Annotated in this window: 9 protein-coding genes; 3 read left to right on the top strand and 6 right to left on the bottom strand. The window is 58.8% G+C overall.

Annotated features, from left to right (window positions below; translation table 11 throughout):
• Positions 1-28: 28 nt before the first annotated feature.
• From KVQ82_RS11525 to KVQ82_RS11515, 3 genes are all read right to left on the bottom strand, one after another.
• Positions 29-1,921: a hypothetical protein gene (locus tag KVQ82_RS11525; protein ID WP_222018907.1), complete on the bottom strand. Its 1,893-nt coding sequence runs from the start codon at positions 1,919-1,921 to the stop codon at positions 29-31.
• A gap of 54 nt (positions 1,922-1,975) precedes the next feature.
• Positions 1,976-5,161, bottom strand: coding sequence for a hypothetical protein (locus tag KVQ82_RS11520; RefSeq protein ID WP_222018906.1), 3,186 nt, complete (start codon positions 5,159-5,161; stop codon positions 1,976-1,978).
• A gap of 173 nt (positions 5,162-5,334) precedes the next feature.
• Complete coding sequence (locus tag KVQ82_RS11515) at positions 5,335-6,258, bottom strand: LysR substrate-binding domain-containing protein (protein WP_222018905.1); 924 nt, start codon at positions 6,256-6,258, stop codon at positions 5,335-5,337.
• Positions 6,259-6,440: 182 nt separating this feature from the next.
• On the opposite strand from KVQ82_RS11515, the gene KVQ82_RS11510 reads away from it, so the two are divergent.
• Both KVQ82_RS11510 and KVQ82_RS11505 read left to right on the top strand, forming a co-directional pair.
• Positions 6,441-6,872, top strand: a complete 432-nt coding sequence (locus KVQ82_RS11510) for a helix-turn-helix domain-containing protein (protein ID WP_041066207.1) — start codon at positions 6,441-6,443, stop codon at positions 6,870-6,872.
• 134 nt (positions 6,873-7,006) lie between these two features.
• Positions 7,007-9,823: a winged helix-turn-helix domain-containing protein gene (locus KVQ82_RS11505; protein ID WP_222018904.1), complete on the top strand. Its 2,817-nt coding sequence runs from the start codon at positions 7,007-7,009 to the stop codon at positions 9,821-9,823.
• Here the strand turns inward: KVQ82_RS11505 and KVQ82_RS11500 are convergent.
• Positions 9,779-11,236, bottom strand: a complete 1,458-nt coding sequence (locus KVQ82_RS11500) for a winged helix-turn-helix domain-containing protein (RefSeq protein WP_222018903.1) — start codon at positions 11,234-11,236, stop codon at positions 9,779-9,781. The genes KVQ82_RS11505 and KVQ82_RS11500 overlap by 45 nt on opposite strands.
• 160 nt (positions 11,237-11,396) lie before the next feature.
• Positions 11,397-12,347: a GlxA family transcriptional regulator gene (locus KVQ82_RS11495; protein ID WP_047293323.1), complete on the bottom strand. Its 951-nt coding sequence runs from the start codon at positions 12,345-12,347 to the stop codon at positions 11,397-11,399.
• A gap of 209 nt (positions 12,348-12,556) precedes the next feature.
• Between KVQ82_RS11495 and KVQ82_RS11490 the strand changes: the two genes are divergently transcribed.
• Entirely contained in the window at positions 12,557-13,279 is a 723-nt protein-coding gene (locus tag KVQ82_RS11490; protein ID WP_222018902.1) for a pirin family protein, read from the top strand.
• 51 nt (positions 13,280-13,330) lie between these two features.
• Here the strand turns inward: KVQ82_RS11490 and KVQ82_RS11485 are convergent, their stop codons facing one another.
• The gene (locus KVQ82_RS11485; protein ID WP_222018901.1) at positions 13,331-13,750 is read right to left on the bottom strand and encodes a hypothetical protein; all 420 of its coding nucleotides are present in this window, start codon (positions 13,748-13,750) and stop codon (positions 13,331-13,333) included.
• Positions 13,751-13,978: the final 228 nt, after the last annotated feature.

Here is a 13,978-nt window from a genome sequence, read left to right as displayed (position 1 = left end):
GATTGATCAACCGCGTTCCTGCGGAATATCAGCTGTTTCTTTCGGGTTCGAACTCTTCCTGTTTGACGTGAGCTCCCCACGTCACGAATTTGTTGTTCGACTTGCGGGCGGCAAAAGCAGCCGGGACAGTAGCTGTCGAGGGGGCAGGCATCGCCTGGATGGTATAAATTTCGACTACGCCACTGCTTAATGCACTACGTAGTCCAGTCGGTATCAGTCCACCGTCCTGCGACGACCGCCCCCATGCAATGACAACGCCTTCGGTTGTGCCTTGGTCTACGATCGCCGCGAAAGCGCCATTGGTGTTGTAAATCTTGCGAATCCTGCTGGCCATCAGCGTTTGCTTGGTATCACTTGGCATCGTGCCGCCCACCAATGCCAGCCCCCATGAAGTCACGTTTTTAGTGCGGCCATCGGCATGTCGACTGATCAGCAGGAAGCTTGCATCGTTGCGCAATAACTCGATCGTCTCTCCATCCTCCAATGCAAGATTGGAAGAGACTCGGCTTTGAGCATCATTAGCAAACCTGGCGCCACTGAACATTGCCTTGATCTCAGATTCGACTCCATCTTGTTCAAGCGATGCCTGGGCATTCAATGGCAAGTCGAACGATTCGCCATCAGCACTTTGAGCGGGAATTGTGCCGCCCCCGTAACCGACTGATCCCGAGGCAGCGGCTTGCCCGGTTTCATTGATAAAACAGAAGGCCCATGGAGTGGCAGCACACAGCACCAGATTGCCACGAGCAGCAAGAGTGGCAGCCTGCTCTGACAACACTCCACCGTAAGCCGCCAATCCAAAAGTCGCTGCTTTCCGGCGCCCCTGAGTGATAACAATAAAAGCACTGTCGTTGGCAATGACATTGAGTGCCCCACCATCGTCATAGATTTTTTCCAGAGTTGCAGCGGAAATGACGCCGTTTAATCCCCATGCGATGATGTCTCCGGAGGCTGTCAATGCACAAAAAGCCGTACGTGAAGCAACGATTCGATTAACTTTCATACTATTGAGTAGGGTCTGTACCTCGGCTGGAATTTCACCTCCGTTTATCTTGTTGCCCCAGGTGTAAACGCACCCGCCCTCTGTTCGCACCGCGAAAGCATCTATCGTGGCGTAGATGGCCATTGGGCGATCAAACATTAGTTTGCTCTGAATCTCAATGGGAACTACTCCACCTTTTGCAGCGGGTCCCACCGCACCAATCGTATTCTCTCCGGGCTGTCGATTCTTGTAGATAAATGCCAATGAGGAACCGTTGTTGTAAACCGACTGGATATCTTGAAGGTCAGGAAGCGATACGGGCATATCGGTTCCCCATACGAGCAATTGATTATGATCCTTGTCAACAGGGACCAGCGCCCCAAAGCTTTTCTCGGTAGTAAACATCGTTATGGCGGGATTGTTTTGTAGGTATGTTGCCAACTCCGGCGGAATAACGCCCCCAAAGCTTTGCGTACCCATGACGGATACATTCTGCGTCACTCTATTCTTTAGGGCGAACGCGCCAGCGGTCGAAGTAAAGACCCCATCCTTGGGGCCATTTGCATGGAAAGCGAACTGCCCGCGTTGTTTCAAGAAGCTGCCTTCACTTTCTTCATCCGATATATTCTGAAATCCATCCAGAATAACTTTTATGGGATCAGAAGTGCACTCAACACCCGCCTCCCCGGTTGCGGCGACAGGCTTAACCGAAAAAACAAGATCCTTTTCCGCATGTTCGGCCTTCAATGTCAGATCAATGGAAGTTGCGATAACGCTTCCACTGACACCACCGCTATACCAGCGAAATATCGACTCCCCCTCTGGATTTTCATCAGCGTTCTCATAAATGTAACTTCCGCTGAGTGTTCCACCTACCAAGGGCTCACCCATAATTGAAACTTGTTTTACCGTGGGAATTGCATTCACATTACGTTTCATCGCGATAACTCCTTATAGAGTTCCCGTTTACAGGGAACGTAAGCGCAGGTGTGCTTACTCGGTATACGACACCAACCCGGATAGTTCGGAGAGATCAGGAGCGCCAGGCCCCACTGCAAGTAACTTGCTGTCGGTACTCAGTAGCACCACTTGGGGACCGGTAGCATAAGCACAGGCAATTGGAGCCAGACTGGGGGAGGACGTATTCACTCCCCACATAACTGCGAGACCGGTGCTCAGCACCGCAGTGAAAGAACCGTAAGAAGAAGATACTGAAAGAGTGGGCGGCAAACCCGTGGGCACTGTCCCTCCTTCTGCAGGTTCTCCCCAGGCGGACAATTCCCCACCTCTTCCAAGTGCACAAAACGCCGTTGTCGAACCCACCACATGGCTTACTGTCTGCAGGTTTGTTGGCGCTTTACCACCAAATCGCTCATTGCCCCAGGCAATGACAGAACCGTCAAACTTCTGCGCAGCAAAAGCACCGCTGGTGGAAGTGATATGTTCGACCTCTACGAGAGCATTCGCCTCGGTTTCCGGGATAACTCCACCATGATCAGGCGACCCCCATGCAAATACAGTGTGATCTTCTTTCAGCGCACAAAATGCTTGGTCACTTGCACAGAATTGAATGGCGCCGTTCGCTTGCGTTATCCATTGACCATCAGGCCAGGTGTTCCCCCAGCTATACACACGACCGTCGCGCAGCAACACGGTGAAATCTGCCGTGTTACCCAAGACTTTGACTGCTGGGAAAAGTAGAGGAACGGCAGCAGTTGGTATCACTCCACCAAACTTCGGATTCCCCCATGCGACAAGTTGACCGTCGTCTGTCATAGCAACGAAAGCGCCATCAGTAGCCGCAATCGTTTTTACGTTTCGCAGTTGAGCTTGTATCTCGGGTGTAATTACTCCCCCGTCGGGGGCACTCCCCCAGGCATGAACGGTTTTGTCAACCTTCAATGCCGCAAATGCACGCCCACCCGATATAACGCAACGAACACCCGACAACCCCGAAGGTGGAAGCATCTCATCGTTGTCGCCCCACCCAAAAACACTTCCATCATCCTTCACCACACTGCCACTGTGCCGACCGTCGAGATTGAATATCCCAGCCATATTGACTGGTCGAAGAACAGTTCGAGCAATAACTTCGTTATCACGCTGAATTATTACGGTTAATGGCTTTTCGGGGTTCGTATCGAAAAAGTAATCACCCACGAAGCCATCGGCAGTACTGTCGTATGTCCATATAATTCTGTCTGAAAGACTTGTTTCTGCACCGACTGACAACGACGCAACTAATCGACTCACATTTGAGTGATAGCGAGGAGCAAGTTGTGACCGCTTACCAACTATATTGATCTGAAAGGTGATTGGTTTACCGACCAAAAAAACTTTCACATCGGAATAACTGGTCGTTCGCCCATCTGCCCATTTGATGGAATAGGACGCCTCGACCGTTCCCCCTTCATTGTCCTTGATCAGGCTGGCGCTGATGGGGAACGGCACCGGTTGACCGGCGGTAAACGAGGACAGCTTGACCGAGTCTTCATAACGACCGGCTTTCGAGCCCAGCCACACACAGAACACCTCGTCATCCTTGACGGTGTTCAGGTATTCCACGATCAACATGGTACCGGCTGTTTCCGCTGGCAATACACCGTCCACCACGCCGTCAACCTTCGGCTCTGGCAGCTCTTTCCGCGGTTCGCCGACGTTCAGGATTTCGGCGTGAATCGACTCGCGGATGGCGTGGGTGGCGTTGACGCGGTTCATCGTTCCCAACACCGCGTCGTCGCTCAGCAACTGGTAATACAGTTCCAGCTTGCCGCCTTCGATCTGTTTCAGATGAGGGCCGGGGACGTTGATCAGCAACGGCACGCCGGCCGCGATATCGCCATTGGTAATCGGGCGCAGCGGCAGGTCGGGCAAATAGGTGCTCAGGTCAGGCCGGGTGCCCAGCCAGAACAGTTTGATCGCCTGTCTCGCCGTAAAGGACTTGTCGAATGGAATCTCGATACGGGCCTGTACAAGCTCCGGATCGAGGGCGCCCTGTACCGCGTCGAGGGCGACCGGAGCCTGCAACCGTTTGACCTCGCCAATAACGTTAATGAACTGGGTCCTGGACAGCAGGTCGGTGGAGCCGTCGGCCTTTTTCAGGCGAAAGGACAAGCTGATCTGGGTCTTGGCCAGTTGCCGCAACGCGGCATTGGGAATTCTGATTTCGGGGATGCTGGGCACGCTGACCAGCGGCTGGCCAGTGATTTCGATGTTGATCGGTGCCCCTTCAACCGGTGTGCCCTTGAGCCGAACGATGGGGATGTCACCGACCATGAATTTATTGTTGTCCACGGCAAGAATCTGCGCCGTGCCATCGGTATCGCCCAGTGCGTCGGCGTCCAGCACGTTGCTCACCGCTTCCTTGCAAATCGGCGCGTCCAGCCGGTCAGCGTCGACCGCCACCACGATGCGCTGCGCGTAACTCCAGTCTTCGGAGCGGTTGTCGGCAACGTCGTAGACTTCATAGGCCACCGCGAGGCCGGCAGTGTCAGAGTCACCGACGGCGCGGATGGTTGCTTCTGTGATGTGCACGACAAGCGGTACTGTGCCGTCGGCCTCATCCTGAGTCAGCGGTCCGAAGAGTACAAACTCTCCCCCCCACGTCACCTGAATCCAGTCGCCGGCCGCTGCGTTGGGATAGGGCTCTGGCCCGCCGTCGGAAGGGCCGATGGTGATTTTCACGCCGGCGGCAACGTTGTTCTTGTCGATGCCGCTCTCGAGAATCTCCCTGGGGATGGTCATTTTCAGGTTCGGGTGGCCCGGGCCTTCATCGGTGTCATGGCCACCGGGGCGAGTGAGCTTGACTAGCGTCTGCATGACTTCGGACGGTTCGCCTGCTCCGCCCAGTCGGGTGACGACGTAGGACAGGGTGGTCGAGCCGTTACTGAAACGGGCGGCGGGCACAAACATCGACAGCGTCGTGTCGACCTCATGCTCGTCGAGGGTTTTGTTGAACACCGTCTGGCCGCCCAAAGAAATCACCAAATGGTCGCCCCGGCTCATGACCCCCCACGGCCCGGCACGGCACAGCAGGCCCTGTTTGGGGAAGTTGTCCTGCACCGCTGCGATATTGAGCCCCCAGACATCCGGCGCTTGCGACAAGGGGCCGGTACGACCGGGTATGTCGAGTTCCTTGAGCACCAGCGGTGATGAGCCAGCGGGGTTGTTGACAGTCATGGCGCGAGCTCCGATCGAATGGCAGGACGACGGAGGCATTGAACGGCGCTGTATGCGGTGTTGGCTACTGTCAGAAATTACAGGTGAGTGCTGTTTTAAGACGAACGGTCAAACAGTCCCCTACGACACCGATAAAAAACGGCCCGCTGGCCACTTTCTTTGGAACCGAGTAATTAGGTCGTAGGGACATCCAGCGGCGCCGCCATGAACTGGCTGATCCGCGACCGCAGCCAGCGCTCCGCCGGGTCGTTGTCATGCACCCCGCTCCACGCCATCGACAGTTGCGCCGCATCAATCGGAAATGGCGGATCCTCGGCCCGCAACGCACAACCTTCGACGAGCGCACACGCGGCATAGTCCGGCACGGTGGCAATCATTTCAGTGCCGGCGAGCAAGGCGCGCAAACCGCTGAACTGCGGCACGCCGAGCACCACGCGCCGACGCCGGCCAACCTTGGCCAGGTCCACGTCAATGTTGCCGCTCAGATCCCCCGAGAACGACACCATTGCGTGCGGGCGCTCGCAGTATTCGTCGAGGGTCAGCGGGCCCGGGCGGTTGTCGCCGCGCAGCACCTTGCAGGGAATGTCGCGCAGTTTCTTGCGCTTGGCGTTGGCCGGCAAATCGGTGGTGTAGCTGACCCCGACCGAAATTTCCCCGGAAGCCAGCAGTGCCGGCATCAGCAGATAGTTGGCGCGGCGTACGACCACGACGATACCCGGTGCTTCTTGCTGAAGGTTGCGCAGCAGCGGTGGAAACAGACCGAACTCGGCGTCGTCCGAGAGGCCGATGCGGAACACGTCGCAACTGCTGGCCGGGTCGAACTCTTTGGCCCGGCTGACCGCGCCGGAGATCACATCCATCGCCGGTTGCAGCTCCTGCAGGATCGCCAGCGCTCGCGCCGTCGGCTCCATGCTGCGGCCGTTGCGCAACAGCAGCGGATCATCGAACAGGTCACGCAAACGCCCCAGCGCGGCACTGACCGCTGGCTGGCCCATGAACAGTTTTTCGGCGACGCGGGTCAGGTTCTTTTCGAACATCAGCGCTTCGAAAATCACCAGCAGGTTCATGTCGACACGGCGCAGATCGTTACGGTTCATGGGCTGCAATTCCTTCTAAGACCGTTCGCAAGTGCCGAGCACTTTACCCGATCAACGGTGGTTTGCATCCGTGTCAGGCCTGCGAATTAACAACGATTAACTCGTCAGCCGGCATGTCCCTTCTTAACAATGAAGGCCTCTGCGCAGCGTTGTTTTTCACCTCCACGACACGGACACCGGCCATGGCTCATCTACAGCAATCCGTCGCCCTCGCCCCTGCCAGCGAAACGCCCCGGCCGCTTATCGGCGGCCTCAGCCCGCAACGGGAGCGGCAGGTCAAACAACTGATCCTCGAACGCCTCGGAGAAAGCCTGGAAGTGGCCGAGCTGGCACGCGCCTGCTCATTGTCGCGCAGCCATTTCTCCCGGGCGTTCAAGGCCAGCACCGGCCTCGCGCCGCAGGACTGGATTCGCGAACAACGCATTGCTCGCGCCAAACTGCTGATCCGCCACACCGACCTGAGCCTGACGCAGATCAGCCTGGATTGCGGTTTCTGTGATCAGGCACATTTCTGTCACATGTTCACCCGCAGCGAAGGGATCAATCCGTTTGCCTGGCGCTGTCAGGTCATGCGTGAAGACAAAGACACCCGGACACGGCATCTGAGCTTTTGAGCGTTGCGCAGGAGCCCGGCGTTGCACTGATGGCCAAACCTGAGGAATATGCTGCGATACCTTGTAGCCGACGATCTGCGTCTTCACGCAGCGTCCATCTGCCAGGATCGCCGCATCACCGCAGGAGTGCGCTGTTGAGTCTTTCCCCGAATCAGGCCATCGGCTTCGGCCCCTATCGGATTTACACCGGACAACGATTGGTCATGGAAGGTGACCAGCCGTTGCGGCTGGGACGGCGCGCCATGGATATTCTGCTGATGCTGCTGGCGCATGCCGGGGAAGTGGTGAGCAAGCAGCAACTGCTCGCCGGCGTATGGGCGGACACCGTCGTCGAGGACATCAATCTGCGGGTGCACATGGCCGCCCTGCGCAAGGCACTGGGCGACGGTCAGGCCGGTCAGCGCTACATCGTGACCGTGGCCCAGCGCGGCTACAGTTTCGTAGCCCCACTGACGGTGCACGCCAACGGACAACGGCTACTGGAGGCGGCGCCCGGGCGCCATAACCTGCCGCTGCGCCGTACCCGGATGATCGGGCGCCAGTCACTGGTGGACAGCTTGATGCAGCAACTGCCGCGACAGCGCTGCATCACCCTCATCGGCCCCGGCGGGATCGGCAAGACCACCGTCGCCCTGCGCGTCGCCGAGCAGTTGCTCGGACGCTATCGCGATGGCATCCGCCTGCTGGATCTGGCGCCGCTCAACGACCCGGCGCTGATCGCCTCGCAACTGGCGACCCTGCTCGATCTGGCAGTACACGACGGCGCGCCATTGGCGAGTGTGATCAACGATTTGCGCGAACGGCAGATGCTGCTGGTGATCGATAACTGCGAGCACCTCATCGATGCCGTGGCGCTGCTCGTCGAGAGCCTTTTGCGCGGTGCGCCGCAGGTCCATATTCTGGCCACCAGCCGCGAAAGTCTGCGCGCTGAGGGCGAGTTCGTGCAGCGTCTGGAATCCCTCGATTGCCCGCCTGCGACGAGCCGTCTCGATCGCGAGCAGGCGATGACTTTCGCGGCCTTGCAACTGTTCATCGAACGAACGATGGGCGCCCATGAACGCTTTGAACTGAGCGACGCCGAGCTGCCACTGGCGATGGAAATCTGCCGGCGTCTGGACGGTATTCCACTGGCTCTGGAACTGGCGGCAGCGCAGGTCGAAACCCTGGGCCTGAGCGGCCTGCTGGAACAATGGCAGGATCATTTGCACCCGCTGGCGGCGGGCAACCACCAGCGCCATGCGCGGCATCAAACGCTGCACGCCACGCTGGACTGGAGTTTCAATCTGCTCACCCCTTGCGAGCAGACTTGCCTGCGCCGCCTCGGGGTGTTTCGCGGCTGCTTCAGCCTGGCCTCGGCTGCGGCGGTGATCGTCGGTCAACACATCGATCCCGCGCAGGTGCTCGCATCGGTCACGCAACTGGTGGGTAAATCGCTGCTGAACGTGGAAGTCGGTGATGAAGAAGTGTTTTATCGCCTGCTCGACACCACCCGCCATTACGCCCTGGAAAAACTCGAACTCAGCGGCGAACGCGAAATCCTGCGCGAACGCCACGCCGAACGCTATCTGACGCTGATGGAGCAAGCGCAGACCGAGTGGGAACACACTCCGACCACACAATGGATCGAGCGCTATGCCCGAGGTCTGGAAGACCTGCGCGCTGCACTCGACTGGAGTTTGCACGGCAACGGCGCGCGCCCTCTCGGCATCCGTTTGACCGCGACGTCGGCCGCGTTGTGGCAGGAGCTGTCATTGCTCAAGGAATATGGCGCGCATGTCCGTCAGGCGTTGACCCTGCTCGAAAGCGCGGCCCAACCCTGTCCGCGCTTGCATACAGCCTTGCAACTGGCACTCGGCAGCGCTTGTTATCACACTTGCGGCGGTTCGCCGGAAACCATTGAAGCGTTCACTCAGGCTAACGCACTGGCGCAGCAGCACCACGACGTCGCCGCGCAATTGCGCGCCATTTCCGGCCACCTGGCGGTCAATCTCAGCTGCGGGCATTACCAGGCGGCATTGCAGCAAAGCGAACAGTTCGACCGCCTCGGTGGCCACGACGACCCGCTGCTGTCATTGAGCATTCACCGCTTGCGCGTCCTGGCGCTGCACTTTGCCGGCGACCAGCCGCGCGCGCGGATCAACGCCGAGCAAGTGATTCAGCGTATGGCCCACAGTGGTTGTCGCAACCGCTTCACCCACGGCTTTGGCGTGCAGTACGACCAGAGCGTGGCTTCGTTGACCATTCTCGCCCGGGTGTTGTGGCTGCAGGGGTTTCCCGAACAGGCGTGGCGCACCGCCCGGCAGGCGTTGGATATCGCCGTGCAGATCAATCACGGTACGTCGATCTGCTACACCCTGGCATTGGCCAGCTGCCTGATTGCGCATTACAACGGCGACGCCAGGACTGCGCGCGAATTGTTGCAACTGTTGCTGGAGCAGGCGCAAAAGCACTCGGTGCTGCTGTTCTATCGCTGGGGACGGCACTATGCGCAGGTGATCGATGAACGCCTGGCCCCACCCGACGCGCCGGCGGATAACGGGCTGATCAAGGAGCTGATGGTCACGCTCGATGCCCGCCATATCGATGACGCGTTGCTGGAGCGGGCACACAGTGGCGCGGCTGGCTGGAGCACGGCGGAGGTGTTGCGGGCCGAGGCTGAGCGGTTATTGGCGGATGAGGCGGATTGTCCGCAGGGACGCCTTGGCGAACAGGCAGAACACCTCCTGCAAAACGCCCTCGCCATCGCCCGCGCCCAGGGCGCGCTGGCCTGGGAACTGCGCAGCGCCACAACATTGGCCCAACTGTGGCAGCGCCAATCACGCCACCGCGAAGCACTGGCGCTGCTGACCCCGATCCATCAACGCTTCACCGAAGGCTATGCCACGCCGGACCTGCGCAAAGTGCGCTTACTGCTCGACGCGTTGCATGAACAGTTGCACACCCGCAGCTGATCGATTTGGCCTGCGGTACAGCGCACGATGGTACGCGATAGCACTCGGTTCTACGCTGGCTTCGGGCTGTTCACGGACGTAACAGCGAAGAAGATTGAGCATTCGATAACGCACCACGTCTGCACTGCGCTCCACCGTCAGCCATGACTTGGCGGCCAGGCGTTCGATCACCGATCGCAGATGCCCACCGTCGATGACCCGCAGCGCAGCCTCTTCGGTGAAGGCCATCTTGAATACCGACAGGCGCTGCAAGACCCGGCGTTCGCAGGGCCGCAGATCCTGATAGCTCCAGTCCAACGCTGCGCTCATGGATTGATGTCTTGGCTTCGCGGTGCGGCGGCCATGCCTGAGCAGGTGCAGGCCGTTGTCCAGTTGCGCTTGCAGCCCTACCAACGCCAGCGCATCGATCTGCGCGGCCGCCAGTTCAATGGCCAATGGCAAACCGTCGAGACGACGACAGAGACTGCACACGGTTTGCAGATCCTGCTCGCGCAAGCTGAAATCGTGCTGCCGGGCACGCGCGCGGCTGACCAGCAATTGCACCGCCGAATAGCCCATGAGCTCATCGATACTGGCCGGTGTCGAGGCCTTGGGAAAGGTCAATGGCGCAATCGGTTGCAGGGTTTCCAGATTGGCCTGCAACGGTTCGCGACTGGTGACCAGCAACGCCAGCCGCGGCGCCGCCAGTTGCAGTCGCTCCACCAATGCCCGGCATGAGTCACGACACCGCTCGCTGTTATCCAGCAGCAGCAAGGCATGACGCGACGCTAACGTATCGAACGAAAGGTCAAGGCTGCGCAACAGGTGTTCAAGCAGTGACGGCGCATCACCGAGCATGGACAGGTCGATGTACCAGACGCCGTCGCGGTAATGCTGCAACAGCAATTCGGCCACCCGCAGCGCCACGGTGGATTTGCCGATGCCGGCCGGGCCTGTCAGTGTCATCAAGCGGCACAGGGGCATTTGTCGGACCAGACGGCCCACCAGCGAATCGCGGCCGATGACCGGAGTCAGGCGAGCGGGCAGATTCTGTTGCGGCGCCTGCAAGGTGTCGAACACGACCTGCGCGACGCTGTCTCCGTGCACCGGCGCGATAAAGCTGTAACCACATTGCGGCACGTTGACGATGTAGCGCTGGCCCTTCTCGCCATCACCCAGCGCCCGGCGCAACGCGGCGATGTGCACCCGCAGGTTGATCTCTTCGACCACACTGTCCGGCCACACGCGGGCGATCAACTGCTCCTTGCGTACCACGCGACCGGCGTGTTCGACCAGCACCTGCAAAATATCGAGGGCGCGGCCGCCCATGCGCAATGGTCGATCCCCGTCGAGGATCAGCCGTTGGCGCAGATGAAAGGCGTATGGCCCGAAATACAACACCGATGCAGCGGGTAAGTCTTTGTGGCTGTTCATGCCGTTTTCCAGCGCCAGCGCGCGCGGGCAGCATGCCCTCGGCGCTCAGCGCGTCTCCCTTCCAAGCGTTACCGTTTATCTTGGCAGGCGCAGGTGACGGTACAACCTCCATACAGGGCGCAACACGGACATCCGGATGCACCGGACGGACACAACCGCTCTAGCTGAACTGTTCGCGGTATTGCGCCGGGGTCAGGCCGAGCTTTTCCGCAAACAGAAAACGCATATGGCGCACACTGCCGAAACCACTTTTGTAGGCCACTGTCTTCAACGGCAGCTCAGTGGTTTCCAGCAGATTACGCGCGCAATCGATCCGGGCGTTTTGCAAAAACTCCATCGGCGTCATGTTCACATCCCGCGCAAACAGCCGCGCAAAATGCCGGGTACTCATGTTCGCCAGCCCCGCCATGCGCTCAACGGTAAAGGCTTCGTCGAGATGCTCCAGCACATGGTTCTGCACCCGGGTGATCGCGGTTTCCTGTGGCGCCACTGCGGCCATCAACGGACTGAACTGTGCTTGCCCGCCCTGACGTTTCATCACCACCAGCAGCACCTTGGCCACGTCCTGAGCGAGCTTTTTCCCGTGATCCCGGGCGACCACGGCCAATGCCAGATCGATGCCGGCGGTCACGCCTCCCGAGGTAATCAGATTGCGGTCTTCGGTGTAAATCTGGTCGGTTTCCACCTGCGCCTTGGGGAACGCCTTGATCAGACGTTCGGTGTAGTTCCAGTGAGTGGTCACGCGATAACCGTCGAGCAGACCGGCATGCCCGAGCACAAAAGCCCCGGTACAGATCGAACCGTAGCAACCGGACTGCCCCACCGAGCGTTGCAACCAGGCAAGCAGCGCCGGATGTTTTTCGTTGTAGGCACCCGGTCCACCCGGCACCAGCAGCAAGTCGAAGGCCTGGGCCGGGTCGTCAATATGGCGGTCGGTCTGCACCTGCACACCATTGGACGCCCGCAGCATCCCGTGCTCGGTGCCCAAGGTGATCAGTTGGTAATGATCTTCAGGTTTCAAGTAGCGATTGGCGACCGAAAACACCTCCATGGGGCCGGCCATGTCGAGCAGGAGAAAGTCGGGGAACAGCACCATTGCCACGGTTTTCATGGGTGAACATCACTGAAATCAAGGGAAGGAACAGACCCGCATTATGGCCAAGTGCGTGACATCCAGCGAAAAGAATGCGTGATCGACTCCACAAAACTGTCAACCTGAACAGGACAGTATTTCAATTTCGATCTACTTATTGCCTCATCCGATTAACAGTAACCTTCTCCTCACTCGGACGAATCAACGTCCTGCAAGGAGAATTCATCATGCTGACCCTTCGCAAAGCTTCCGACCGCGGCCTCGCCAATCATGGCTGGTTGAAGTCCTTCCACACCTTTTCCTTCGCCAGCTACCGCGACCCGCGCGAACAGGGTTTTTCCGACCTGCTGGTGATCAACGATGACCGCGTGGCGGCCGGCAAGGGTTTCGGCCAGCACCCGCACCGCGACATGGAGATCTTTTCCTACGTGCTTGAAGGTGCGCTGGAGCATAAGGACACCTTGGGCACCGGCTCGGTGATCCGCCCCGGTGACGTGCAACTGATGAGCGCCGGCAGTGGCGTGGCCCACAGCGAATTCAACCATTCGGCCACCCGGCCAGTGCACTTTCTGCAGATCTGGATCGTGCCGGAAGTGGCCGGTGCAAAGCCGCGCTACCAGCAGGAGCACTTCAGCGCGCAGAAAAAACGCGGTCGCCTGCAACTGATCATCTCGCCGGACGGTAGCGATGGTTCGCTGACAGTGCGCCAGGATGCGCGGGTTTACGCCGGGTTGTTCGATGGCAAGGAAAGCGCCACCCTGAAACTGTCGGCCAACCGTTACGCCTACGTGCATGTCGCTCGCGGCAGTGTTGAACTCAACGGCCAGTCGCTGCAGGAAGGTGACGGCGTGCGGGTTCGCGAGGAACAGGCGTTGACCCTGAGCAATGGCGTGAATGCAGAAGTACTGGTGTTTGACTTGCGTCCGCAAGAGCTGCCACAAATGCCATGAGGCAGGGGTTTCCAATGGCAACAAAAATGGCCTTCGATTGAAGGCCGTTTTTTATTTTGGCAACACCGATGATGGCAGCTCGGCTGGCTTCGCTGCACCGACATCCTTGCCCGCCTGAACCGCCGCCAACGTTGTTTGTACCGCTACATACAGGTTGGCCTGACTGGCGAAATAACCACCCACGACAATGCTGACCACGCCAAACAAATGCACAGCCGTTGCCATCCAGACGTTGGCATTCACGGTGCCCGCCTTTTTGAGCGCCTCTCTGGATTCGATGGCAATGCCTTGAATCATCGAGTCGTAACGTTTATCCCGCTCGAACTGGATGCGCTCAATCGCCTTGTCTCGCTCTGCCTGAGAGCTAAGGAACTCTCGAATATCTGCGTGCACTCCCTCTACGCGAGCATCCATTCTTGCCTCGATGGTCTCGATCCTCGCGTTGAATTCTTCACGGCTGATAGCGTTCATGGCTTGTGCGTTACGACCTCTGCTCAATGTGTCAGTGCTTTGATATTGCTCGAATTCCCTGGCTTTCAATCCGATCCCTTCCCTGGGTTACCGACCTGTTCTGGCGCATCCCTCACACCGATTTCCTGGCGCTGCAAGTTGCATCAACAGTAGGGCTGACGCTCCAAGCCCACAAGCCGGCTGGTTCTGCTTTGAATGTAGGGCGTTTCGTCAGTCTATGTAGCTTGT

It is taken from the genome of Pseudomonas sp. AO-1, assembly GCF_019775695.1.
GTDB lineage: Bacteria > Pseudomonadota > Gammaproteobacteria > Pseudomonadales > Pseudomonadaceae > Aquipseudomonas > Aquipseudomonas parakoreensis.
The sequence above is the reverse complement of the archived record's forward strand: the minus strand, read 5'-3'. Positions and strand labels throughout refer to the sequence as shown.